Below are 24,950 nucleotides of genomic sequence, written 5' to 3'. Positions count from 1 at the left end.
ATGTCGATTCTGCCTCACCGTACGGTCAGCCGGTGACCTTGTGTCCAGACGCGCTAGCTCCGTAGATCCACCAGCAACGGCGGCGCGTGTTCTCCGCCCACCGTGGTGAGCGACAGCACCGCGTGTCCCGGGGGCACCTCGTGCGCCAGCTCGGACGCCGACCACCGCTCCCGCTCGACCTTCCTTATGGTCACCGCGTCCGTGGTGACGGCCTTTCCGGTGACCAGCTTGCGCAAGGCGTGGATGGCCCGGGTCATCGGCTGGTCCGCGAAGACGGTGTGCTTGGCCACGTCACGGGTCTCGACCCACTCCGTGCCCCAGGCGTGGGCGAAGCGGCTGCCGTCCCAGGTCGTGACGCCGGAGAACGCCATCCTGCAGCCCACGGCCCCGTACAGCGGCCCGTGCAGTGCCTCGGGGATGTCGCCGATCGTGCGCAGGGCGAGTACCACCCCCGCGTTCTGGGAGCGCAGGCGCTGGATGCGGCGTACGGAGTCGGGGGTCAGCGTTCCGGTGGCGTCGTCGAGGACCAGGCAGACGAAGTGCGGGCGCTCGCCGCCGCGTACGACGGCGGTGAACTGGGCCAGTACGAGCCGGGCGAGCAGCCGGGCGGCCTCCTCGTGTCCGTGTTCGGGCAGGTCGATCCGTACCCGCAGCGGGTGGTGGGCCACGGCGCGCAGCGAGAAGGCGCGGCTGGTGCCGCCCGCGCCGAAGAAGTCGGCGAAGGCAGGCCGGTCCAGGAGCGCCAGCCGGTCGGCGAGCGCCGGGCCCGCGTCGGCCGGGCTGCCGACCTGCCGCATACGGGCTTCCAGTTCGCGGCGCATCCCGGCGTGCTGCGGCCCGAAGAGGGCTTCGTGCAGGGCGGCCAGGGCCTCCGGTACACCCTCCAGGAGTTCCCGCAGGACGGGCATGGGCGGGAACGTGCCGTGCACCGCCCGGTAGGGGCCGAGGAGTTGGGCGAGCGCCGTGGTGGCCCGCTGGCCGGCCACCGCGTCGAGGTCCCCGGCCAGCCCTTCGGCGAGGAAGGAGGCCGCTTCGTCGGGGTCGTCGGAGTCCGCGTACAGATCGAGGTCGTGGACGGAGGCGGGGTCACCGATCTTCACGACGACGTCGAAGGCCGAGTCCGGGCCGAGCGGCGTCCCGGCGGCGGCGACCGCGACGACGGCGCACCGCCCGGCGAGCGCCTGCAGGGCGAGCGATTCGACGACGGGTCCGACCAGGTGCCGGGTCTTCCCGGAGCCGGACGGCCCGACGGCGAGCAGGGAGGTGCCCAGGGCCTCCGGATCGAGGGCCGCGCCCCCACCGTCGTAGGCCTCCGGGGTACGGTCCCCGGTCGTCCACCGCCCGATGCGCACCTGTCCCACGAGCACGTCGTGCGCCGCGGTGCGCGCGGGCAGGTCCCGGGCCCCGGAGGGATGCGTCCAGGCCGCCCCGCCCCGTCGCAGCACGGTGTCGGCGAAGGCGGCCAGGCGCGTGGCGTCCCACTTCGCCGTGGTCCACGCGCGCCGCACCCGGGCGCAGTCCACGTCGTTCATCCGGCCGCCGAGCACTTCGGCGGTGAGCAGGTCCGCCGCCTCGTGCTGTCCGGCGTCACGGAGTTCGGGCCACTGGGCGGCGGGCAGGTCCGGCGCGAACTTCGCGGTGCCGGACTCCTGTGTCTCGTTGCGCGCGGACCGGGCGGCGAGCCACTCCCTGGCGTATCGGCGCCAGGCGCCGATACGGGCGAACGGCCACACGACGAGCAGGGTGATCAGCGTGTAGAGCCCGTCCGTGATCAGCTGCGACTGGAACACGTCGTAGCCGCCGGAGACCAGGGCGACGAGGGAGAACAGCGGGGCGACGACCGGCAGGGCGTCCCAGCCGACCCCGGGGAAGGCGTTCGGGAAGACGAACGTCAGGGCGATCAGTGCGCCGAGCGCGGCGAGGGCGGCGCGCAGGGGCTGGGGCCGGGCGGTGACGTAGTGGCCGACGACCTCGGGCCAGCTCCCCAGCCGGCCCATGGTGTACACCAGCACGCCGAAGAAGACCCCGTTGTAGACCTCGATGGCCTCCGCCCCCTGCCACACCTTGGGCGAGGTGGTGCCGCTCCACCACCAGCCGTCCGGTGTGAACACCTTCAGCACGGCCCACATGTAGGGGACGCTGCCGTGGCGCCACAGCGACCAGACGACGAGTGCCACCACGAGCGGGACGGCGAGCCCGACGATCGTGACCGGCGAGAGCCGCTCCCGCCGCTTCGAGGGGCGGCGCACGCGGTATCCGTACCGCCAGATCCCGGGTCCGGCGGCGGGTCGCGGCTTGTCGAGCCAGTCGGCGACGGTGGGCCGGGGGGCCGGGGACTGCTCCGGCACGGAGGGCAGACCCGCGGGTCGTGGCGGTGTCCCCCTCGGTACCGGGGGTACTCCGGGTGGCGGAAACGCCGGTGCCCTACCGGGTGGCGGCGGCACGGCGGGTCCCGGCACGGCACCGGTAGGCCCGCTCCGCGCGTCCTGCGTCCCGTCGCTGTCCATCGCCCTGCCCCCTGACCAGCCGCTCCGTGCTTCGTCCGCGAGTCAATCTAGTGCCCCTGCGGGGGGAGTTCACCGTTTACGCGGCCGGGTCCGCGCCTTGCCCGGGCGGAGCGGCGACGGACCGGCGACAAACCGGAGAGGGACCGGGACCATGGGTCCCTCGCCGCTCTATGTCCACCGCGGACAACGGATTCCTCCGACAACGCCCACATGGAGCATGCCGACCCTCCGTTCCCGGCCCTAGCCTGCGAAGAAAGAAGTCAAGAGTCCGAAAACACCCCGCCCGGCACACCCCGTCCGCCGCGGGGACCGTCCGGTTCGCAAGATCATCAGGGAGCCCCTCATGACCGCACTTCCGCAGGAGCGCCGCGTCGTCACCGCCATCCCCGGCCCGAAGTCGCAGGAACTGCAGGCCCGACGCACCGCCGCGGTCGCGGCCGGTGTGGGTTCGGTGCTCCCCGTCTTCACCACGCGCGCCGGCGGCGGCATCATCGAGGACGTCGACGGCAACCGTCTGATCGACTTCGGCTCCGGCATCGCCGTGACCTCCGTCGGCGCGAGCGCCGAGGCCGTCGTGCGCCGCGCCTCCGCGCAGCTCCAGGACTTCACCCACACCTGTTTCATGGTCACGCCGTACGAGGGCTACGTCGCCGTCGCCGAGGCGCTGGCCGAGCTGACCCCCGGTGACCACGCCAAGAAGTCGGCGCTGTTCAACTCGGGCGCCGAGGCCGTCGAGAACGCCGTCAAGATCGCCCGCGCGTACACCAAGCGCCAGGCCGTCGTCGTCTTCGACCACGGCTACCACGGCCGTACGAACCTCACGATGGCGCTGACCGCCAAGAACATGCCGTACAAGCACGGCTTCGGCCCGTTCGCGCCCGAGGTCTACCGGGTGCCGGTGGCGTACGGCTACCGCTGGCTGACCGGTCCGGAGAACGCCGGCGCCGAGGCGTCCGCCCAGGCGATCGACATGATCAACAAGCAGATCGGCGCCGACAACGTCGCCGCGATCATCATCGAGCCGGTGCTCGGCGAGGGCGGCTTCATCGAGCCCGCGAAGGGTTTCCTTCCCGCCATCAGCAAGTTCGCCAAGGACAACGGCATCGTCTTCGTCGCGGACGAGATCCAGTCCGGCTTCTGCCGCACCGGCCAGTGGTTCGCGTGCGAGGACGAGGGCATCGTCCCGGACCTGATCACCACCGCCAAGGGCATCGCGGGCGGTCTGCCGCTCGCCGCCGTGACCGGCCGCGCCGAGATCATGGACGCCGCGCACGCGGGCGGCCTGGGCGGCACCTACGGCGGCAACCCGGTGGCCTGCGCGGGCGCGCTCGGTGCGATCGAGACGATGAAGGAGCTCGACCTCAACGCCAAGGCGAAGAACATCGAGGCCGTCATGAAGGCCCGTCTCGGCGCGATGGCCGAGAAGTTCGACGTCATCGGCGACGTCCGCGGGCGTGGCGGCATGATCGCCATCGAGCTGGTCAAGGACCGCGCCACCAAGGAGCCGAACCCCGAGGCGACCGCCGCGCTCGCCAAGGCCTGCCACCAGGAGGGCCTGCTGGTCCTGACCTGTGGCACTTACGGCAACGTCCTCCGCTTCCTGCCGCCGCTGGTCATCGGCGAGGACCTGCTGAACGAGGGTCTCGACATCATCGAGCAGGCCTTCGCCCGTATCTGACGCCCCACCCGCCCCAGCCCCGGACCCAGGACGGCCGCCCCGAGCGGATTCCGCTTGGTTCCGGGGCTGCGGCGACCGGGGTCAGAGCGTGTGAAGAACGTGTGCGAGGTGCATGACGGGACGCGATTGCGTCTGTCGGAGCCGGATCCCCTGCCGTAGGTTCTACCCAGATGAGAGATACACCCCGCCCACAGGGGACTGTGGGTGACACCGGGTCGAGGCCTCCCCAGCTTCGCCCTGGTCGTGCCCTCGCGCACACACCCGGAGCTTCCGGCTCCGGATCTCCTCACCGATCGGACAGTCGCTCGCCCCAAACCCCCCGGGGCGCGCGACGACCCGATCTGGACGGCCGCCCCGGAACTACCCCCCCTGTTCCGGGGCGGCCGACCTTCCTCCTCGGGCGTCCCGAACTTCTCGGCTTCCTCGGCCTTCCGGCCCTCCTCCTCGCGCTGATCACCTGGCAGGTCGCGGCCCACGGCCCCCTCGCCCGCGCGGACGCACGCTTCAGCGACCGTCTCGTCCACCCCGACCGCGTCTCCGAACTCCTGGCCGACCTGGGCAATGTCACCGTCGCGGTGCCGGTCCTGGCCGTCGTGCTCGGGTACGTGGCGTGGCGGGCCCGCGCGGCCGGGCGGGAGCGCTGGTGGCTGCCGTCCCTCGCGACGGCGGCCTTGATGGCCTTCGTACCGGCATTGATCGTGCCTTTGAAAGAACTGGTCGCCCGGCCGGGCCCACCGGTCATGGGCCCGGGCACGGGCTTCTATCCCTCGGGCCACACCGCCACCGCCGTCATCGCTTACGGCGGTGCGGCCCTGGTGCTGATTCCGTGGCTGCGGGGCGCCGGGGCCCGCCGCGCCCTGCTCGTCGGCTGTCTCGCCCTCAACCTCGGTGTCGCCTTCGGCCTGATCCGGCGCGGCTACCACTGGCCGCTGGACGTGGCGGCCAGTTGGTGCCTCTGCGCGGTGCTGCTGCGCTGTCTGTGGCTCCTGCTCAGCCGAAATAGCCGTCGAAAGTCCGCTGGAACTCCCAGCTCCCGTAGCGGTCCCAGTTGATCGACCACGTCATCAGGCCGCGCAGTCCCGGCCAGGTGCCGTGGGTCGTGTACGAGCCGCAGTTGGTCTTCCTGGTCAGGCAGTCCAGGGTCTTGGTGACCTCGGACGGCGCCACGTAACCGTTGCCCGCGTTCGTCGACGCCGGCATGCCGATCGCCACCTGGTCGGGGCGCAGGGGCGGGAAGACGTTGTTCGCGTCGCCCGCGACCGGGAAGCCGGTCAGCAGCATGTCGGTCATCGCGACGTGGAAGTCCGCGCCGCCCATGGAGTGGTACTGGTTGTCGAGGCCCATGATCGAGCCGGAGTTGTAGTCCTGGACGTGCAGCAGGGTCAGGTCGTCGCGCAGGGCGTAGATGACGGGGAGATAGGCGCCGGCCCGCGGGTCCTGGCCGCCCCACTTGCCCGTGCCGTAGTACTGGTAGCCGAGCTGGACGAAGAAGGTCTCCGGGGCCATCGTCAGGACGAACGTGGAGCCGTACTTGGCCTTCAGGGTCTTCAGGGCCGAGATCAGGTTCACGATCACCGGCGTGGTCGGGCTCTTGAAGTTCGTGTCGGCGGCGTCGAGCGAGAGCGAGTGGCCCTCGAAGTCGATGTCCAGGCCGTCCAGGCCGTAGGTGTCGATGATCTTCGATACGGAGGACACGAAGGTGTCGCGGGCGGCCGTCGTCGTCAGCTGCACCTGGCCGTTCTGGCCGCCGATCGAGATCAGCACCTTCTTGCCCGCGGCCTGCTTGGCCTTGATCGCGGCCTTGAAGTCGGCGTCGCTCTCGACCGTGGGGCACTCGGTGACGGGGCAGCGGGTGAAGCGGATGTCGCCGGAGGTGGTGGAGGTCGGCTCACCGAAGGCCAGGTCGATGATGTCCCAGCTGTCGGGGACGTCGGCCATGCGGGTGTAACCGGAGCCGTTGGCGAAGCTCGCATGGAGGTATCCCACGAGGGCGTGCCCGGTGGAGCCTCCCGAACCCGTGGACGTCGTCGCCGTGACCGTCGCCGACTTCGCCGACTCCCCCGCGTCGTTCACCGCCGCGACCTGGAAGGCGTACGCCGTCGAGGGCGCGAGTCCGCTCACGGTGGTCGAGGTGCCGGTGGCCGTCTGGACCTTCACCCCGTCGCGGTAGACGGCGTAGCCCGTCGCGCCGGTGACCGGTGACCAGGACAGGGCGACGGTGGAGGACGTGACCGTGCCGGCGGCCAGGCCGGTGGGCGCGGCCGGGGGCTGTCCCGGATCGGCGCCGGGACCCACGAGGGAGACGTCGTCGGCGTAGTACGCGCCGGTGCCGTACCAGCCGTGGGTGTAGAGGGTGACCTTGGTGGTGGACGGGCCGGTGCGGAAGGTGGTGGTGAGCTGCTGCCAGTCGGGCGCGGACTGGGTCCAGGTGGAGACGTCGGTGGTGCCGGTGCCGCTCGCGCCGAGGTAGACGTAGCTGCCCCGGACGTATCCGGCGAGGGTGTACTGGGAGTCGGGTCTGACGGTCACCGTCTGGGAGCACTGCGCGTTGTCGCTGCCGGCCGGGGTCGCCCGCAACGCCGAACCGCCACTGCGTACCGGTGTGCTGACGACGGCGCCCGCCGTACAGGTCCAGCCGTCGAGGCCCGCCTCGAATCCGCCGTTTCTGACCAGGTCCGCGTCGGCCGCGCGGGCGGCCGACGAGAGTGCGGCAAGGCCGGGTACGGCCAGAACGGTGGCCGTGCACACGGCGAGCAGCCTGTGCCGCGTGGACGGTCTGGTGCGTTCGGTGCGATCCACAACTGCCTCCGGGCATGGGGGAATTCAGGAGGGTGGAGCGCGCCCAACTTGGTCCAGACCAATCGTGTTGTCAAGACCTTTGGCCGTTAACGGGGTCCGTCCCCGTGGCGGTATCGACCCTCGTTTCCGGCGATGCCCGCCGCCGCCTCGTGCATGGCCAGTTCCAGCAGCGCGGGATCGGTGAGCGTGCCGGTGCCGTCCGGCGGGATCAGCCAGCGGACCCCGCCGGTGGTCCGTCCCGGGTACGGCACCACGATCCACGTACCGCGTCCCGCCGTGCGCACCCCCGTGCCGAGCCAGCGCGCCGCGGTGCCGGGCGGCACGAGGAATCCCATCCGGGCGTCGCCGAAGTCGACGAGCACCGGGCCGAGTTGGTCGATCACCCGGGTCAGCACGTCGAGCGTGGGATAGCCGAGCTCGCCCGGCAGGATCAGTACGTCCCAGCGCCTGCCGGCCGGCAGCAGCGCGACCCCCATCGGATTGCGCTCCCATTCCCGGCGGCAGGCCTCGGGATCCGGCGCCACGGATGCCAGCCACTCGACCGCCGCCTTGGCCCCTGTCATGGTGGAACCCCCCTCTCCTCGTGTCGACGCTGGTCGCGCCACTGAGGGGAGGGAGGTTCGGGCCGGGCATTACGCGGGTTCCGCCACTTGTTGGTGGTGAGCTGGATCACAACGGATGAGCTGGGCGTACGCCTGTGGATCAGCCACGGCGGCGCGCGCCCCGCCGGCACGGCTCAGCTGTCGAAGCCCAGTCCCAGCTTGTCCATCGTCTTCAGCCAGAGGTTGCGCCGCCCGCCGTGCGCGTCCGCCCGCGCCAGCGACCACTTGGTGAGCGCGATGCCGGTCCAGGCGAAGGGTTCGGGCGGGAACGGCAGGGGCTTCTTGCGGACCATCTCCAGTTCCGTGCGTTCGGTGCGCTCCCCCGCCAGCAGGTCGAGCATCACGTCCGCGCCGAACCGGGTCGCGCCCACGCCCAGGCCCGTGTAGCCGGCCGCGTACGCGACCTTTCCGTGGTGCGCCGTGCCGAAGAAGGCCGAGAAGCGCGAACAGGTGTCGATCGCGCCGCCCCAGGCGTGGGTGAAGCGGACGCCCTCCAGCTGCGGGAAGCAGGTGAAGAAGTGCCCGGCGAGCTTCGCGTACGTCTCCGGGCGGTCGTCGTACTCGGCGCGCACCCGGCCGCCGTACGGGTAGATCGCGTCGTAACCGCCCCACAGGACGCGGTTGTCGGCGGAGAGCCGGAAGTAGTGGAACTGGTTCGCCGAGTCCCCCAGGCCCTGCCGGTTCTTCCAGCCGACGGACGCCAGCTGGTCGGCGGTCAGGGGTTCGGTCATCAGCGCGTAGTCGTAGACCGGGACGGTGTACGCGCGCACCCGCTTGACCAGGTTCGGGAAGATGTTGGTGGCCAGCGCCACCTTGCGGGCACGGACGGAACCGTACGGGGTGCGTACGGCCATGCCGGCGCCGTACGCCTTCAGGGCGAGCGCGGGTGTGTGTTCGTACACCCGCACCCCGAGCCGCAGGCAGGCGCGCTTGAGACCCCAGGCGAGCTTGGCGGGGTGGAGCATGGCGACGCCGCGGCGGTCGTGCAGGCCCGCGAGGAAGGTCGGCGAGTCGACCTGTTCGCGGACCGCGTCGGCGTCCAGGAACTCGATGCCGTCCGCCAGCCCCCGCTCCCGCAGTTCCTCGTGCCACTCGCGGAGTTCGGCCGCCTGGTGCGGCTCGGTGGCGACGTCGATCTCGCCGGAGCGCTCGAAGTCGCAGTCGAGGGAGTAGCGGGCGACGGCCGCCTCGATCTCGTCGAGGTTGCGGGCGCCCAGCTCCTCCAGCTTCCTGATCTCGTCCGGCCAGCGGGTGAGTCCGTTGGCCAGGCCGTGGGTCAGGGACGCGGCGCAGAAGCCGCCGTTGCGGCCCGAGGCGGCCCAGCCCACCTCGCGGCCCTCCAGGAGCACCACCTCACGCTGCGGGTCGCGCTCCTTGGCGATCAGCGCGGTCCACAGTCCGCTGTAGCCACCGCCGACGACGAGCAGATCGCAGGTCTCGGCGCCGGTGAGGGCGGGCTCGGGGTGGGGCTTGCCGGGGTCGTCCAGCCAGTACGGAACCGGCTGGGCTTCGGAAAGAGACGTGGTCCAACGGGTCATGGCGCTTGGGGCCATGATTTCAACTCCCTACAGCTGAATTACCCACCGAAATTTCCCTGTGGGTTATGCCTTTTGCTTGTTGCGGCGGTTGCTGATGACCATTCCGGCCAGGACGAACAGTACGGCGATGATGAACATGGCCGTACCGATGACATTGATCTGAACGGGTGTTCCGCGCTGCGCCGAACCCCACACGAACATGGGGAAGGTGACGGTCGAACCCGCGTTGAAGTTGGTGATGATGAAGTCGTCGAAGGAGAGCGCGAAGGCGAGCAGCGCGCCCGCCGCGATGCCGGGGGCCGCGATGGGCAGGGTGACGCGCAGGAACGTCTGCACCGGGCCGGCGTAGAGGTCCTGAGCCGCCTGTTCCAGGCGCGGATCCATCGACATCACACGCGCCTTGACGGCCGTCACGACGAAGCTGAGACAGAACATGATGTGGGCGATCAGGATCGTCCAGAAACCCAGCTGAGCACCCAGGTTGAGGAACAGGGTGAGCAGCGAGGCGGCCATGACGACCTCGGGCATCGCCATCGGCAGGAAGATCAGCGAGTTCACCGCGCCGCGCGCCCGGAAGCGGTAGCGGACGAGGGCGAAGGCGATCATCGTGCCGAGGATCGTGGCCCCGATGGTCGCCCAGACGGCGATCTGGAGGCTGATCGAGAGGGAGCCGCACATGTCGGCGACCCCGCACGGATCGCGCCAGGCGTCCAGGGAGAACTGCTGCCACTCGTAGTTGAAGCGCCCCTTCGGTTTGTTGAAGGAGAACACCGTGACGATGACATTGGGCAGCAGCAGATATCCCAGCGTCAGCAGTCCGCCGATGACGACGAGATTCCGCTTGAACCAGCGTACGAAGGCCATTTAGACCAGATCCTCCGTCCCGGACTTGCGGATGTAGAGGGTGACCATGATGAGGATCGCGGCCATGAGGATGAAGGAGAGCGCGGCGGCCGTCGGATAGTCGAGGATCCGCAGGAACTGCGTCTGGATGACGTTGCCGACCATCCGGGTGTCCGTGGAGCCGAGCAGGTCGGCGTTCACGTAGTCACCGCTGGCCGGGATGAAGGTCAGCAGCGTGCCGGAGACCACGCCGGGCATCGACAGCGGGAAGGTGACCTTGCGGAAGGTCGTGAACGGCTTCGCGTACAGGTCGCCCGCCGCCTCGTGGAGGCGTCCGTCGATGCGCTCCAGCGAGGTGTAGAGCGGCAGGATCATGAAGGGCAGGAAGTTGTACGTGAGGCCGCAGACCACCGCCAGTGGTGTGGCCAGGACGCGGTCGCCCGAGGTGAAGCCGAGCCAGTTGGTGACGTCCAGGACGTGCAGGGTGTTGAGGGTGCCGACGACCGGGCCGCCGTCCGCGAGGATCGTCTTCCAGGCGAGCGTGCGGATCAGGAAGCTGGTGAAGAACGGCGCGATGACCAGGATCAGCACGACATTGCGCCAGCGGCCCGCGCGGAAGGCGATCAGATACGCCAGCGGGTAGCCGAGCACCAGGCACAGGATCGTCGCGGCGCCCGCGTACAGCACCGAGCGCAGGAACTGGGGCCAGTAGTCGGCCAGCGCGTTCCAGTACGTCTGGAAGTGCCAGGTGACCTTGAAGCCCTGCTCCAGGGAGCCGGTCTGCACGGACGTGGAGGCCTGGTAGACCATCGGCAGCGCGAAGAAGATCAGCAGCCAGAGGATTCCGGGCAGGAGCAGCCAGTACGGGACGAGACGGCCGCGCTTGTGGGGCGGCTTCTTGTCGGGCTGCGGCGCGAGGAGTGGCGCCTCGGTGACGCTGGCCATCAGGCGGCCTCCTCCTCGACGGTCTCGACGCCCGCGGAGCCCACTGTCCCAGCAAGCAGGGACTGAGCCGCGTCGAGGCCGAAGGTGTGCGCCGGGCTCCAGTGCAGGACCACCTCGGCGCCGGGGGTGAGCCGGGCGTCGCGGTCGATGTTCTGGGAGTAGACCTCGAACTCGGGGCAGACGGAGCTGTCGATGACGTACTGAGTGGAGACGCCGATGAAGCTGGAGTCGGCGATCCTGCCGGTGATCCGGTTGCGGCCGACCGGTATCTCGCCCGCGTCGTCGACGTGCGTGAGCGATATCTTCTCGGGGCGGACACCGACCAGGACCTTGCCGCCGGTCGTCGTGGGCGCCGAACATCGCGCCTGCGGCAGCATCAGCTTGCCGCCGCCCGCCGCCAGGACGATGTCGTCGCCGTCCTTGCCGTCGACGGCGGCCTCGATGAGGTTCGAGGTGCCGAGGAAGTTGGCGACGAACGTGGTCTGCGGGTTCTCGTAGAGGTCGGCGGGGGCGCCGAGTTGCTCGACGCGGCCCGCGTTCATCACGGCGACCGTGTCGGCCATCGTCATGGCCTCCTCCTGGTCGTGCGTGACGTGCACGAAGGTGATGCCGACCTCGGTCTGGATGCGCTTGAGCTCCAGCTGCATCTGACGGCGCAGCTTGAGGTCGAGGGCGCCGAGCGGCTCGTCGAGGAGCAGCACCTTGGGGTGGTTGATCAGGGCGCGGGCCACGGCGACGCGCTGCTGCTGGCCGCCGGAGAGCTGGTGCGGCTTCTTGCGGGCCTGTTCGCCGAGCTGGACGAGCTCCAGCATGTCCTCGACCTGCTTCTTCACCGACTTGATGCCGCGTCGGCGCAGGCCGAAGGCGACGTTCTCGAAGATGTCGAGGTGCGGGAAGAGCGCGTAGGACTGGAAGACGGTGTTCACCGGCCGCTTGTACGGGGGCAGGTGGGTCACTTCCTGGTCGCCGAGGAAGACGGTGCCGGAGGAAGGTTCCTCCAGGCCCGCGATCATCCGCAGGGTGGTGGTCTTGCCGCAGCCCGACGCCCCGAGAAGAGCGAAGAAGGAGCCTTCGGGGACGGTCAGGTCGAGCGGTTGGACGGCCGTGAAGGAGCCGTACGTCTTGCTGATCCCGGAGAGGCGGACGTCGCCGCCGTTGTCTGTCGTCATGGTGTGGGTCCCTGGATGTCGGGGTCGTAGGGGTGTCCGGGGCGGACCGTGGTCGCTGCGCCGGTCGGGGGCCGCGCGGCGGAGCCGGCGCAGGTCTCCTCGGACCCCGGGCAACCGCCCGGGCGGTCCGGCCGGACCACCGCCACCGCTCAGCCGCCGGAGGCGTCACGCCCCGGTGAGCTTGGCGAACTTCTCTTCGTAGGCCGTCTCTTCCTTCTGCGTCAGGGAGCGGAAGGCGTGGGACTTCGCAGCCATGGCCTTGTCGGGGATGATCAGCGGGTTGTCCGCCGCCGACTTGTCGATCTTCGCAAGCTCGTCCTTGACCCCGTCGACGGGACAGACGTAGTTGATGTACGCGGCGAGCTGTGCGGCCGGAGCGGGCTCGTAGTAGTAGTCCATGAGCCGTTCGGCGTTCGTCTTGTGACGGGCCTTGTTGGGGATCAGCATGTTGTCCGTGGACGTCAGATAGCCGCTGTCCGGGATGACGAAGTCCACGTCCGGGCTGTCCGCCTTGAGCTGGACGATGTCGCCCGCCCAGGCGACACAGGCCGCGAGGTCGCCCTTGGTGAGGTCGGACGTGTAGTCGTTGCCGGTGAAGCGGCGTATCTGGCCCTTGTCGACGGCCTTCTGGAGACGGGCGATCGCCGCGTCGAAGTCGTCGTCGGTGAACTTCTCCGGGTCCTTGCCCATGTCGAGCAGCGTCATGCCCATGCTGTCGCGCATCTCCGAGAGGAAGCCGACACGCCCCTTGAGCTTGGGGTTGTCGAGCAGGTCGGAGACCGACTTCACCTCGATGCCGTTCAACGCCTTCTTGTTGAAGGCGATGACGGTCGAGATGCCCTGCCAGGGGTAGGAGTAGGCGCGTCCCGGGTCCCAGTCGGGGCTGCGGAACTGGGCCGACAGGTTGGCGTACGCGTGCGGCAGGTTGGAGGCGTTCAGCTTCTGCACCCAGCCGAAGCGGATCAGCCGGGCGGCCAGCCAGTCGGTGACCACGATCATGTCGCGCCCGGTGTCCTGGCCCGCGGCGAGCTGCGGCTTGATCTTGCCGAAGAACTCGACGTTGTCGTTGATGTCCTCGGTGTACTTGACCGAGATGCCGGTGCGCTTGGTGAACGCGTCGAGCGTCGGGTGGTGCTTCCCGCTGTCGTCGACGTCCATGTACTCGGTCCAGTTGGAGAAGTCGATCGTCTTCTCCTTGGCCGAGTGGTCCTCGGCGGACACGCCGCCCTGGGTCTTGCCCGCGGCCGGGATCCCACAGGCGCTCAGGGCGCCGAGCCCGCCGACGGCGAGCGCGCCGCCCGCGGAGGCGCGCAGCAGCGAGCGGCGGCTGAGCGCGGCCCTGCCGTTCCTGAAACTGCGCCGCATGGCGGCCACTTGGGCCGCGGAAAGGCGGTCGGGCTCGTACTGCTCCATGCTCGTGATGCCCTTTCGGAAGGGTCGCGGCCGTGGTCTCGCGGCCTGGTCTGCCACTCGGCGATAGTCGGAAGCCGGCGCGCGGCCGACTCCGGATCGACTAGGGCCGGTCCCCGAAGATCGTGCGGTGCCAGTCCTTCCTGGCGACCGCGGTGTTGTCGAACATGACGTGCTTGATCTGGGTGTACTCCTCGAAGGAGTACACCGACATGTCCTTGCCGAAGCCGGACGCCTTGTAGCCGCCGTGCGGCATCTCGCTGATGATCGGAATGTGGTCGTTGACCCACACGCAGCCCGCCTTGATCTCGCGGGTCGCACGGTTGGCCCGGTACACGTCCCGGCTCCACGCGGAGGCGGCGAGACCGTACGGAGTGTCGTTGGCGAGCCGGATTCCCTCGTCGTCGCTGTCGAAGGGGAGCACCACCAGGACGGGTCCGAAGATCTCGGACTGCACGATCTCGCTGTCCTGGGGAGCGTCGGCGACGAGCGTGGGCCGGTAGAAGGCGCCGTCCTTGAGCTCTTCGGGGATCTCTCCGCCGGTCACCACGCGCGCGTAGCCGCGGGCCCGGTCGACGAATCCGGCCACGCGGTCGCGCTGGGCGTGCGAGATCAGCGGGCCGAGGTCGGTGCCGGACGCGAACGGGTCGCCGAGGCGGACGCTCGCCATCAGGGCGGCCGTCCTGGACACGAACTCTTCGTAGAGGGGTCGTTGTACGTACGCGCGCGTGGCGGCGGTGCAGTCCTGCCCGCTGTTGATGAGCGAGCCCGCGACCGCGCCGTTCACGGCGGCGTCCAGGTCCGCGTCGTCGAAGACCACGAAGGGGGCCTTGCCGCCCAGTTCCAGATGGAGTCGCTTGACGGTCGAGGTGGCGATCTCGGCGACGCGCTTGCCGACCGCCGTGGACCCGGTGAAGGAGGTCATCGCCACGTCGGGGTGGCCGACGAGGTGCTCGCCGGCGTCCCGGCCGGCCCCGGTCACGATGTTGATCACGCCGTCCGGGATGCCCGCCGCGGTGGCGGCCTCGGCGAAGAGGAGCGAGGTCAGCGGGGTCAGTTCGGCGGGCTTCAGCACGATCGTGTTGCCCGCGGCGATCGCCGGGAGGATCTTCCACGCGGCCATCTGGAGGGGGTAGTTCCAGGGTGCGATGGAGCCGACGACACCGATGGGCTCGCGACGTACGTACGAGGTGTGGTCGCCGGAGTACTCGCCCGCGGACTGCCCTTGCAGATGCCGGGCAGCGCCCGCGAAGAAGGCGATGTTGTCGATGGTGCCGGGCACGTCGAACTCGCGGGTCAGCTTGAGGGGCTTTCCGCACTGGAGCGACTCCGCCCGGGCGAACTCCTCGGCGCGGTCGGCGAGTACGGCGGCGAAGCGGTGCAGGGCGTCCGAGCGCTCGCCGGGGGTGGCGCCCGCCCAGCCGGGGAACGCCTCGAGGGCGGCGGCGACGGCCGCGTCCACGTCGACGGTGCTCGCCAGCTCGTACGTGTAGACCTCGTCGCCGGTGGCGGGGTCGACGACCGCGTGCATAAGGCCCGAGGTGCCCTTGGTCAGCCGGCCCGCGATGTACTGCGCGCCGTCCGCGAAATGGTCCTGCGCCTGGAAGCGATGGCCCGGATTGTGCATGTCGCTCTCCTCCGCCGTTCTCCCCGCTGCCGCGGGGGTGGGCGTAGCTCCAGCTCGATTTGAGTGCCGATCCTGACAGAGCTAAGGGACTCCAACAAGTGATTCCGTTGTTGCCTTTTGGTTACGCGACGGAATCTGTCGACCAGGTGTCGAGTCCCCATGGAAAAGGCGGGACGGAATGTCAGTGGTGCGTGCCACAGTGGCGTGCATGGCGAAGATCGATTCTCGGGAAGCGCTGGTCAGCGCGGTCCGCTCGGAGGCAAGGGTCAAGTACCTGCACTTCTGGGGGCACCGCCCGCGACCGGACGGTCAGGTGAGTGCGAGTTGCCTGAGCCAGTGGTGGCCGTCACCGTTCGTGGTGGACGGTGTCTCGTACGCGACCGCCGAGCACTGGATGATGGCGGGCAAGGCGCGGCTCTTCGGCGACGCGGAGGCGCAGCGGCGCGCGATCGAGGCGTCCAGCCCCGCGCTCGCCAAGAAGGTGGGGCGGCTCGTGCGCGGCTTCGACGACGCGACCTGGGAGCGCGAGCGCTTCGGGATCGTCGTCGAGGGCAGCGTGCACAAGTTCGCCGCCCACCCCGAGCTGCGCGCGTTCCTGCTGGGCACGGGCACGCGGGTGCTGGTCGAGGCCAGCCCCATGGACCGGGTCTGGGGCATAGGCCTCGCGGCGGACGACGAGCGGGCGGCGGACCCCGAGCGGTGGCGGGGGCCGAACCTGCTGGGATTCGCCTTGATGGAGGCCCGGGAGCGACTCCTGCGGGACAACTAGGGCCTGTCCGGCGGATCAAGTCGCAGGAAACCGGCGGTGCTTCATCGACGCTGGTGAGCGGGGCTTGGTGCGTCCAGCTGCAAGGCGGAGGAGGGCGACGACGCGGAGCGTCGGCAACCGACGACAACGCCGCAGATGGGCGTGCCAAGCCCCGCGTCTGCGGCATGATCCGCCGGACAGGCCCTAGCCCAGGCGCGGGAGCGGTTGGCGCTCTAGCCGAGGTGCGGCACGACGAGCGAAGTGGAGTAGCCGTCGTCTCCGCTGAACGGGTCGCTGTCGCCGCTGTCGTCCGGGAGGACGAAGAAGACCACGATCATCGCGATGCCGAGCGCGATGCCGACCGCTCCGCAGATGATCCCGGCCAGCGCCTGACCAGGGTTGTTCGCCTCGCCGCGGCGCGCCCTGCGTCGCCCCAGCACGCCGAAGATCACCGCGAGGATCCCCAGGATGATCGCGATCGGCCACAGACAGAACACGACGGCAGAGATGATGCCGAGCACCAGCCCGGCGGTGCCCATGCCGTTGCTCGGCGCCGGGGGCATCATCGGCCAGCCGTAGCCGGAGGCGCCCGGGTAGCCGGGTCCCGGCGTGGGGTAGGCCGGGTAGCCGTATCCGTAGCCGTACGGGACCTGCCCGGGGCCCTCGGGAGCGATGGGCGGCGGGGGAACCGGCTCTCCGGGGGCGGGCCGGGGGTGGGGCGAGGGCGCGGCGGCGGGAGACGCGAAGGGGTTGTCCCAGGACTGGGGCGGGGACTGAGGGTGGGGCTGGGGGTGGCCGGGGGTGCCCGTTCCGGGGAGGCCGACGACCGTCGGCTGGTTGTGCACCGAGGGGGGTGTGGGGGCACCGGGCGCGCGGGAGGGCGCCTCGTCCGCGGGCGGGGCCCAGGGGTTCGGCTCGGGCAGCGGTGCGGCGGCGCCCTTGTCCAGGAAGCCGCCGGGCGGGGAACCCGGCTGGGGGTTCCCGCCGGGTATCGCGTCCTCGGGACCGACGGCCGACGGCACGTCGATCTGCGTCGGCGGCGGAGCCGACTGGTCCGGGGACGCCCACGGGGTCGCGGCGGCGTTCTGCGGCACCTGTGGCGCCTGCGCGTCGTCGGACATGCGTGAGGTCCCCTCCTCTGTCGTACCTGCCGTCATGCTACGGCCCGGGGCTTCACCCCGTGAGGGGCGGCCTACGATGATCCTCGCATCACCGATCAGCCGATCACCCGCGTCGCCCGACCACGGTCCGGTGGCGCCGTTTTGGGGAGGAATCCTTGACCGACCAGCTCAGCACCCGCGAGGGCGTCCGCGACCTGCACGCCTTCATCGCCGGACTGCCCAAGGCCGAACTGCACGTGCACCACGTCGGATCCGCCTCCCCCCGTATCGTCTCCACCCTCGCCGCCCGCCACCCCGACTCCCAGGTGCCGACGGACGCCGAGGCCCTCGCGGACTACTTCACGTTCACCGATTTCGCCCACTTCATCCAGGTCTATCTGTCCGTCGTCGACCTGATCCGCACCCCCGAGGACGTACGGCTGCTGACGTACGAGGTCGCCCGGGACATGGCCCGGCAGCAGGTCCGCTACGCCGAGCTGACCATCACCCCGTGGTCCTCCACCCGCCGCGGCATCGACGAGCGCGCCTTCATGGACGCCATCGAGGACGCCCGCAAGGCGGCGGAGGCCGAGTTCGGCGTCGTGCTGCGCTGGTGCTTCGACATTCCCGGCGAGGCGGGACTCGAGGCGGCCGAGGAGACCCTGCGGCTCGCGACCGACGACCGGCTGCGGCCGGAGGGTCTGGTGTCCTTCGGACTCGGCGGGCCCGAAATCGGCGTACCGCGGCCGCAGTTCAAGCCGTACTTCGACCAGGCGATCGCGGCCGGACTGCGCTCGGTGCCGCACGCGGGTGAGACGACCGGGCCGGGGACCGTCTGGGACGCGCTGAACGAGCTGCGCGCCGAGCGCATCGGGCACGGCACCAGCTCCGCGCAGGACCCGAAGCTGCTCGCCCACCTCGCCGAGAACCGTATCGCGCTGGAGGTCTGCCCGACCTCCAACATCGCCACCCGGGCGGTCCGCACCCTCGACGAGCACCCCATAAAGGAGTTCACCCGGGCCGGGGTCCTCGTCACGATCAACTCCGACGACCCGCCGATGTTCGGCACCGACCTCAACAACGAGTACGCGGTCGCCGCCCGTCTCCTCGACCTCGACGAACTCGGCCTCGCCGCGCTCGCCAAGAACGCGGTGGAGGCGTCCTTCCTCGACCCGGCCGGCAAGACGCGCCTCGCCGGGGAGATCGACACCTACGCCTCGGCGTGGCTCACGCCCTGAGCGACCAGCACAATGGGCCCATGCGCACCGTGACTGCCGTGGCCCACCGCGGCGACCCCTATCGCGTCCGCGAGAACACCATCGACTCGCTGCGTTCCGCGCTCCAACTGGGCGCGGACGCGGTCGAGATCGACGTACGGCTCACCCGCGACAAGGTGCCCGTGCTGCTGCACGATGACACGCTGAAACGGCTGTGGGAGCTGGAGCGGCCGCTCAGGTCGCTCTCCTCGGACGAGGTCCGCGGTCTCACGGGCGGCGGGGTGCCGACGCTCGCGGAGGCCCTCGAGGCGACCAAGGACAGCCGGATCATGGTCGATCTGCCGGGAGAGCCCGACGGCGCGGCCGTACGCCGGATCGTCGAGGTCATCCGTGAGTGCGGGGCCCAGGACCGGGTGTACTACTGCGCGGGCGCCCCGGCCATGCTGGCGGTGCGCGCCGCCGACCCCACCGCCGAGATCGCGCTGACCTGGACGAGCCTCGCACCGCCGCGCCCGGCCGTCCTCGACGCCGTACGGCCGCGCTGGCTCAACTACCGCTTCAGTCTGGTCGACCGTGCCCTCACGGCCCGCGTCCACCGCGGCGGCCACCTGCTCTCCGTCTGGACTCCCGACACCCGCCGTTCCATGCGCCGGCTGCTGGACATGGGGGTGGATTCGATCACCACGAACCGCATCGACGCGCTGTGCGCGCTGCGCAAGGCCTGAGGGGAAACGCGGGCGGCACCGTCAGGAGGTGACCTGCGAGCGCGGGCTCACCGTCGCCGGGTCGGCGGGGGTCGAGCGGGTCAGGTACTGCGGCACCGGGGCGGTGTCCGCGCCGTTGTCGCGGACGAGGCCGTAGCGGATCACACCCTGGGCGGGACCGGTGCGGACGTCCTCGGTCACCTTGTCCCAGGTGGAGGTCTGGACGAAGAGGTTGTAGTCGGCGGGTCCCTCGTTCTGGTGGAGGGTGACGGTGCCGTCGATCCAGAAGTACTCGTTCTGCCACATCTGTTGGGTGCCGGAGGGCAGGACGGCGTAGCCCACGGACGGGCCGCCCATCCAGGTCGTGCCGTCCGTCGAACCCGACTGCACGTCGTCCATGCGGTGGCCGCCGCCCGAGGCGACGTGGAAGAGCTTGCCGCTCAGCCCGGTCCAGGTCGGCATGACCAGGGCCCCGGTGCGCTGCTGCGGCAGGACCTGCCAGCGGACCCGGAAGTAGCCCTGCCCGCTGAGGGTGACCGTCTCCCCGCGGTGGGTGAGGCCGGTGGCGGGCGCCCCGGTGGCGGTGACGCCCTTCTCGGCGCGCCGGGGCAGCGCCGCCGGAAGCGCGCTCGCGACGGGCGCGCTGTCGACGGCGTCGACGACGGTGCCGTACAGCTGGACGCGGGTCTTCGCGGGCGAGGGCGAGAGCGAGGGCGACAGGGAGGCGGAGGGGGAAGGTGAGGTGGTGGCGGAGGCGGACGGCTCCCCCGTACGTCCCGACGGTGGGCGTGCGGTGCTCGCCGCCGTGGGCGCGGCGAGGGCAGGGGGCGGGTCGTCGGGCGCCCGGGTGACGACGTACAGGCCGCCCGCGGCGAGGGTGGCGCCGGCCGTGACGGCGACGGCGGGCTTGGTGAGCAGGCCGAGGACCTTGGCGGACCAGCCCACGGAGGTGGCGGCGACCGCCGTCTTGCCGCCGAGCGCGAGTGACAGCGTGAAGCCGACCGGCAGCGGAACGAGGGCGATGCCGACGAGGAGGCGTTCGGCCGGTACGACGGCCTCGCGGGCGCCAGAACAGTACGCGCAGCCCCGGATGTGCCGGGCCAGCCGCTTGCGCCACACCGAGTCGGGCCGCCCGTCCCAGCGGGCGGTCACCAACCGCAGGTCGGGGCAGGGGGAGTTGCCCGCGCCGGGGTGGTGGCCGTCGAGCGCCCGCACGATGTCCCGTGCGATCTCCAGCCGTTGCTTCATCCGCTGCACCCGCACCGCCGCGTGCTGTCTGCTGATCCCGACCGCCGCCGCCAGCTCGCGCCGGGTGAGTTCGCCCGCGACCTCCAGCCACCACAACGAGAGCAACTGGCGGTCCTCGTCGTCGAGCCAGCGCACCGCCTCCGCGACCTCTCGCCGCTGCCCCTCCAACTGGAGCCGCAGCACGGTCAGTTCGGCGAAGTCGGCGGCCTGCTCAGCGGCGCCGTCGGCCAGCGGCTCGGCCGTCCGGCGGCGCGAGCGCTCCCGTATCTGCCGCATCGTGATGGCGACCAGCCAGGACCGGAAGCTGTCCGGGTCGCGCAGCGAGCCGAGGTTGTCGACGGCGCGCAGCATGGTCTCCTGCACGACGTCGTCGACGTCCGCGTGGCCGTTCAGGGCGCGGCCGACGATGTTGTAGACGAGGGGGAGCCAGCCGGCGACGAGTTCGTCGAGGGCACGCCGGTCGCCGGCCTGCGCGGCCCCGATGATGGAGCGCCATTGCCGCCCGTCCACGTACGTCCCTCCGATGCCACGGTGACGCCCGTGCCACTGGGCACACACGGGCGGGAGTGCAGGATCCCCCACCCCGGCGAGCCTGTCCGCGCGCTATGTCGCGGATCACAGCCGTTCGGCGGGTCCTGCCACACAGGAGACGGAGGGCCGCCCTCCGCGATAACAGTTTTTTTGCCCTTCCCGGCCTTCGAAACTTTCGCCGCCTGCCACCTAAGGGCGTTCCCCCACAACACCCTTATGCGGAAGGGCAGTTGATCCGGGTCGGTGTCGGGGGCCGGGCCGTCCTCGGGGAGGATCCGCGAGCGGGCGGGCCACCACAGGATGGTCTCACCGTCCCGTCCACACCAGGAGCCGCAGATGCCCGCCCGTACCCGAACCGTCACCGCCGTCGTCGCCACCCTCGTGCTGGGCCTGGCGGCCGGCCCGCTGACCGTGCCCGCCGTCGCCGCGTCCTTCGCCGCGCCACGGACGGCCACGGTCACGACCGGGCCGGACGCCGCCGCCCTGCGCGCCGCGCTCGCGGGACTGCCGGACGCCGACGCGACGGCGGCGCTCGTACGGGTCGGGGGCACCGACGGCCGCTGGCTCGGGAGCGGCGGAGTGCACGATCTGACGAGCGGCCGCGCGGCGGACCCGGACGCGCTCTTCCGGGCCGGTTCGACGACGAAGGTGGTCACGGCGGCGGTCGTGCTGCAGCTCGCGGCCGAGGGCAAGGTCGATCTGGGCGCGCCCGTACAGCGCTATCTCCCCGGGCTCCTGTCGCCCGCCTTCAAGCCCGTCTCCTTGCGCCGGTTGCTGAACCACACCAGCGGGATCCAGGAGGGTGACGGCTTCGGCGACTCCTTCGAGGACGCGTACGCGCACCGCTTCGACACCCTCACACCCCGGCAGGTCGTCGCCTCCGCGGTGGCGAAGGGGCCGGAGTTCCGCCCCGGCGAGCGGCAGCACTACCTGAACATCAACTACACGATCCTCGGCATGCTGATCGAGAAGGTCACGGGGCACTCGTACGCCTCCGAGGCCACCCGGCGCGTGCTGCGGCCCGCCGGAATGCTGCACACGTACTTCCCCGGTACCGATCCGCGTATCCGGGGCCCGCACAACCTCGGCTACCAGGCGGTGAAGCGGGCGGACGGCACGACACAGTTCGTCGACGTCACCGAGTGGAACCAGGCGGACCGCTGGGCGGCGGGCGACATGATCTCCACGACCGCGGACCTGGAGCGGCTGACCCTCCACCTCTTCCGCGGCGAGCTGGTCCCGCAGCCGCAGCTGAAGGAGATGTTCACGGTTCCGTCGGGCATCGACGGGGCCACCATGAGCGCCGGGCTCGAGCGCTTCGAGTACGGCGGGCGGGTCTACTGGCTCAAGTCGGGTGCGCGGTACGGATACACGGCGGTCATGGCGGCCACCCGCGATCTCTCCCGCACGCTCGTCTACTCGGTCAACGCCACGGACGCGAAGGGCGAGGAGATGAACCCGGTCGCCCTGCGCATCGCGATGGCGGCGCTCAAGCAGTAGCGGTTTCGGCCGCCGGACCGCTCGGACACGTCTCCGGATTCACCGTCAGGTTCGTCGTCACGAGATGCACGTTCATCCCGCACGGCACGACCCCGTTCGGCGCCGTGAGCTTCCTCGCCCCGGCGAGGAAGGCCGCACGCAGGGACTCCACGGTGGCCGCGTCGAGCGGGCCGACGTCATAGACGCCCGCCAGGGCGTCCCACACCTGCTCGACCGGTCCGCTCAGGTCGATGGGGACGGTCTCCCAGTCGACCGGCGCGAATCCCGCCGGTGCGAGGACGCTGTCGAGCCCCGCACGGCTGCGGGTCCTCCGGTCCCCGAGTGCGGGGATGCGCTGCCCGGCGGGGGCCGTCTCGACCGCGTTCCGCAACAGCCCGATGAACAGCTCGTACGCCTCACCGCCCACGGCTCCGCCGCCGATCACGCCCGCCAGCATGCCTCCGGGGCGCAGCACCCGGGCCACTTCCGCGGCCACTTGTTCCACGTCGCCCATCAGCATCAGCGCCATGTGGGAGACACAGGCGTCGAAGGTGTCGTCGGCGAAGGGAAGATGCTGGGCCCGGCTCTCCGACAGCGTCGTCCCGGCGGGCAGCGGTCGGCGTCGCGCCAGCGCCAGAGCCTGCGGGGAGAGGTCCACCCCGGCCAGCCGGCGTCCCTCGGTCCGGGCGAGCAGTTCGAGCAACAGGCCGTCGCCGCAGCCGAGATCCAGTACCCGCCCGTGTCCGGCGACCCGGTCGCGCAGGATCTCGTAGCTGGAACGGCCGTCCGCGGCGCGGCCACCGGCGAACGCGTCCGTCGTCACCGCGGGCCGCTCGGCGTGGAAGGCCCGCAGGAAGGCTTCTTGCGATGTCGTCGTCATACCCGCGAACCTATCCGCCGCGCGAGTCGCCGGACCGGCGGCCTCACACCTCCTGACAGCCATCACGGAAATCCCGGGAAACCGGGTCCGGAATGTCGAATATCCAGGTTTCCCCCGCCGTGGCTGGCCCCGGCCCGCAGGCGGCCCCGAAGGTGAGCGCCGTATCAAGCGATCGCGGTGCGGTGCGCCGCGGGGGGAGAGGGAGTTCCGTGAACGTCACGACAACGGCGCACGAGCCGCGGGAACGGCGGGCGGCCACGCTCGTCATGGCCTGCGTGGGCGTGTTCGTCGCGTATCTACCGGTGACCACCGTTTCGGTGAGCCTGCCGGCCATCCAGCGGGCGCTGAACGCGTCGACCGCCCAACTGTCGTGGGTCTCGGACGCGTTCGTGCTGCCCATGGCCGCGCTGATCCTGACCGCGGGTGTCTTCGGCGAGGTCCACGGCCGCAAGAAGGTCTTCCAGGCGGGCCTCGCGTTCAGCGCGGTCGGAGCGGCGATCGCGCTGTGCGCGCGGTCCATCGAGGCCTTGTGGGTGGGCCAGGCCTTCGCCGGTCTGGGCGCCGCCGCGCTGCTGCCCACGACGCTGGCGCTGATCAGCCACGCCGTGCCCGACCACCGCGAGCGCGGCAAGTTCGTCGGGCTGTGGGCCACGGCCCTGATGGCGGCGCTGGCCGTCGGCCCGGTGATCGCGGGACTGATCCTGGAGCACTTCTCCTGGCGCTGGATATACCTGCTGCCCGTCCCCGCCTCGCTCCTCGCGATGGCCTTCGCGGCCAGGCTGGTGACCGACTCGCGCGCCCCCGGCTCACGACGTCTGGACTGGCCCGGCCAGATCACCGCCGCGGTGGCGATCACCGCGCTGGTCTACGGCGTCATCGAGGGCGGCGCCGGCTCCTTCACCGACGGGAAGGTGATCGTGGCCCTGGGGGCGGCGGCGGTCGCGGCCGTCGCGTTCGTCCTGGCGGAGCGGCGCAGTGACAGCCCGATGCTGGACCTGACGCTCTTCCGCAGCCCCGCCTTCACCGCCACGACGCTCGTCGCCATGATCAGCTTCCTGGGCCTGATCGGCTTCTTCTTCGCCCTCAGCCTCTACTTCGGCATGGTGCAACAGCTCAGCACCCTGGAGGCGGCGGCCCGGATGCTGACGGTCACGCTGATGTGCATCCTCGTCGGGGCACCGGCCGGACGGCTGATGCACAAGGTCTCGCCCCGCGTCCTGATCACCGGCGGGCTGCTGGTGACCGCGGCCTCGCTGCTGTCGCTGACGTCCATCGACGCCGGTACGTCCTTCGGTTCGCTGGCCTGGCGGCTGGCCCTGCTGGGCCTCGGCCTGGGCTTCGTCATCACGCCGATGACGGCCGCGGCCGTCGCCTCCGTACCGCTGCGCCAGGCCGGTATGGCGGCCGCCGGGAACAGCGCGTTCCGGCAGGTCGGCGGCGCGCTCGGCCCGGCCGTCCTCGGCGCCGTGCTGACCACCAAGGCCGTGCACACGCTGCCGGGCCACCTCACCGACGTCGGGCTTCCGGCGTCGACAGTACGGAGCGTCACCTCCGTGGTGGACGCGAACGGTCTGGGCGCGGTCGCGGGCATGAACCTGGGCGCCGACCGGGGCCGTGCCCTGGGCGCCCTGTCCGAGGCCTTCCTCGACGGCCTCCACCTGTGCCTGATCATCGCCGCGGCACTGACCCTGGTCGCCGCGGCGGTCGGTGCCGTCCTGCTGCGCAGCCCGCGCCGGCCGGCCGCCGGGCCGGTGGCCGGATCCGGCGCCGCCCCGGCGGCACCGCGGGAGACCGGGGCGGCGGAGCCCCGGCTGGGGCAGCGCGCCTGACCCCGGCACCAGGGCGCGTCTGTCTGCGGCATGATCCGCCGGACAAGCCCTGGGGGCGCCCTTTCGTGGGGACGGAACGGGCGCCCGTACGAGGCC

Annotated in this window: 18 protein-coding genes and 1 pseudogene; 7 read left to right on the top strand and 12 right to left on the bottom strand. The window is 71.0% G+C overall.

The features are described 5' to 3' along the window. Positions 1 to 53 precede the first annotated feature (53 nt). A complete protein-coding gene (locus tag ACZ69M_RS28865; RefSeq protein WP_470054275.1) occupies positions 54 to 2,507 on the bottom strand; it encodes an ATP/GTP-binding protein in 2,454 nt (817 codons plus the stop codon). A 343-nt stretch (positions 2,508 to 2,850) separates the two neighbouring features. Between ACZ69M_RS28865 and gabT the strand changes: the two genes are divergently transcribed. Next, the gene (gene gabT / locus ACZ69M_RS28860) at positions 2,851 to 4,185 is read left to right on the top strand and encodes a 4-aminobutyrate--2-oxoglutarate transaminase (RefSeq protein WP_329363749.1); all 1,335 of its coding nucleotides are present in this window, start codon (positions 2,851 to 2,853) and stop codon (positions 4,183 to 4,185) included. 200 nt (positions 4,186 to 4,385) lie between these two features. Then, on the top strand, positions 4,386 to 5,237 hold the full coding sequence (locus ACZ69M_RS28855) for a phosphatase PAP2 family protein (RefSeq protein WP_470054273.1): 852 nt from the start codon (positions 4,386 to 4,388) through the stop codon (positions 5,235 to 5,237). Here the strand turns inward: ACZ69M_RS28855 and ACZ69M_RS28850 are convergent. The 8 genes from ACZ69M_RS28850 to ACZ69M_RS28815 form a co-directional block, all read right to left on the bottom strand. Next, entirely contained in the window at positions 5,176 to 6,984 is a 1,809-nt protein-coding gene (locus ACZ69M_RS28850) for a chitinase (protein WP_470054272.1), read from the bottom strand. The two genes, ACZ69M_RS28855 and ACZ69M_RS28850, sit on opposite strands and share 62 nt — an antisense overlap. An 86-nt stretch (positions 6,985 to 7,070) precedes the next feature. Continuing rightward, positions 7,071 to 7,547, bottom strand: coding sequence for a bifunctional DNA primase/polymerase (locus ACZ69M_RS28845; RefSeq protein WP_470054270.1), 477 nt, complete (start codon positions 7,545 to 7,547; stop codon positions 7,071 to 7,073). A gap of 173 nt (positions 7,548 to 7,720) precedes the next feature. Beyond that, positions 7,721 to 9,139: an NAD(P)/FAD-dependent oxidoreductase gene (locus tag ACZ69M_RS28840; RefSeq protein WP_099943578.1), complete on the bottom strand. Its 1,419-nt coding sequence runs from the start codon at positions 9,137 to 9,139 to the stop codon at positions 7,721 to 7,723. A 48-nt stretch (positions 9,140 to 9,187) separates the two neighbouring features. After that, the gene (locus tag ACZ69M_RS28835) at positions 9,188 to 9,988 is read right to left on the bottom strand and encodes an ABC transporter permease (RefSeq protein ID WP_470054267.1); all 801 of its coding nucleotides are present in this window, start codon (positions 9,986 to 9,988) and stop codon (positions 9,188 to 9,190) included. Then, a complete protein-coding gene (locus ACZ69M_RS28830; protein ID WP_470054265.1) occupies positions 9,989 to 10,912 on the bottom strand; it encodes an ABC transporter permease in 924 nt (307 codons plus the stop codon). Then, a complete protein-coding gene (locus ACZ69M_RS28825; RefSeq protein WP_470054263.1) occupies positions 10,912 to 12,081 on the bottom strand; it encodes an ABC transporter ATP-binding protein in 1,170 nt (389 codons plus the stop codon). Before ACZ69M_RS28825 ends, ACZ69M_RS28830 begins: the two co-directional genes overlap by 1 nt. A gap of 165 nt (positions 12,082 to 12,246) precedes the next feature. Continuing rightward, complete coding sequence (locus ACZ69M_RS28820; protein WP_470054261.1) at positions 12,247 to 13,494, bottom strand: polyamine ABC transporter substrate-binding protein; 1,248 nt, start codon at positions 13,492 to 13,494, stop codon at positions 12,247 to 12,249. Positions 13,495 to 13,594: 100 nt separating this feature from the next. Next, the gene (locus tag ACZ69M_RS28815) at positions 13,595 to 15,118 is read right to left on the bottom strand and encodes a gamma-aminobutyraldehyde dehydrogenase (RefSeq protein WP_470054259.1); all 1,524 of its coding nucleotides are present in this window, start codon (positions 15,116 to 15,118) and stop codon (positions 13,595 to 13,597) included. Between the two features lie 178 nt (positions 15,119 to 15,296). Here ACZ69M_RS28815 and ACZ69M_RS28810 point away from each other — a divergent pair, with 178 nt between their 5' ends. Further along, a complete protein-coding gene (locus ACZ69M_RS28810; protein WP_470054257.1) occupies positions 15,297 to 15,887 on the top strand; it encodes an NADAR family protein in 591 nt (196 codons plus the stop codon). A gap of 212 nt (positions 15,888 to 16,099) precedes the next feature. Here ACZ69M_RS28810 and ACZ69M_RS28805 read toward each other — a convergent pair whose 3' ends face one another. Further along, positions 16,100 to 16,987 carry a DUF4190 domain-containing protein gene (locus ACZ69M_RS28805; RefSeq protein WP_470054256.1) on the bottom strand — a complete coding sequence of 296 codons (888 nt, stop codon included), beginning with the start codon at positions 16,985 to 16,987 and terminating at the stop codon, positions 16,100 to 16,102. Positions 16,988 to 17,074: 87 nt separating this feature from the next. Between ACZ69M_RS28805 and ACZ69M_RS28800 the strand changes: the two are divergent. Further along, positions 17,075 to 18,204, top strand: a pseudogene (locus tag ACZ69M_RS28800) (adenosine deaminase). Between the two features lie 20 nt (positions 18,205 to 18,224). Continuing rightward, positions 18,225 to 18,908 (top strand): glycerophosphodiester phosphodiesterase, encoded by a 684-nt coding sequence (locus ACZ69M_RS28795; protein WP_470054254.1) that lies wholly within the window; start codon positions 18,225 to 18,227, stop codon positions 18,906 to 18,908. A 21-nt stretch (positions 18,909 to 18,929) separates the two neighbouring features. Here the strand turns inward: ACZ69M_RS28795 and ACZ69M_RS28790 are convergent, their stop codons facing one another. After that, positions 18,930 to 20,645 carry an RNA polymerase sigma factor gene (locus tag ACZ69M_RS28790; protein ID WP_470054252.1) on the bottom strand — a complete coding sequence of 572 codons (1,716 nt, stop codon included), beginning with the start codon at positions 20,643 to 20,645 and terminating at the stop codon, positions 18,930 to 18,932. A 357-nt stretch (positions 20,646 to 21,002) separates the two neighbouring features. On the opposite strand from ACZ69M_RS28790, the gene ACZ69M_RS28785 reads away from it, so the two are divergent. Next, positions 21,003 to 22,166: a serine hydrolase domain-containing protein gene (locus ACZ69M_RS28785; protein WP_470054250.1), complete on the top strand. Its 1,164-nt coding sequence runs from the start codon at positions 21,003 to 21,005 to the stop codon at positions 22,164 to 22,166. On the opposite strand, the gene ACZ69M_RS28780 is transcribed toward ACZ69M_RS28785, so the two are convergent. After that, positions 22,156 to 23,025 (bottom strand): class I SAM-dependent methyltransferase, encoded by an 870-nt coding sequence (locus tag ACZ69M_RS28780; protein WP_470054248.1) that lies wholly within the window; start codon positions 23,023 to 23,025, stop codon positions 22,156 to 22,158. The two genes, ACZ69M_RS28785 and ACZ69M_RS28780, sit on opposite strands and share 11 nt — an antisense overlap. A gap of 209 nt (positions 23,026 to 23,234) precedes the next feature. Between ACZ69M_RS28780 and ACZ69M_RS28775 the strand changes: the two genes are divergently transcribed. Further along, the gene (locus ACZ69M_RS28775; protein ID WP_470054247.1) at positions 23,235 to 24,854 is read left to right on the top strand and encodes an MFS transporter; all 1,620 of its coding nucleotides are present in this window, start codon (positions 23,235 to 23,237) and stop codon (positions 24,852 to 24,854) included. The last annotated feature ends 96 nt before the right edge of the window (positions 24,855 to 24,950 follow it).

This window comes from Streptomyces sp. NPDC107454, assembly GCF_055582885.1.
The sequence above is the reverse complement of the archived record's forward strand: the minus strand, read 5'-3'. Positions and strand labels throughout refer to the sequence as shown.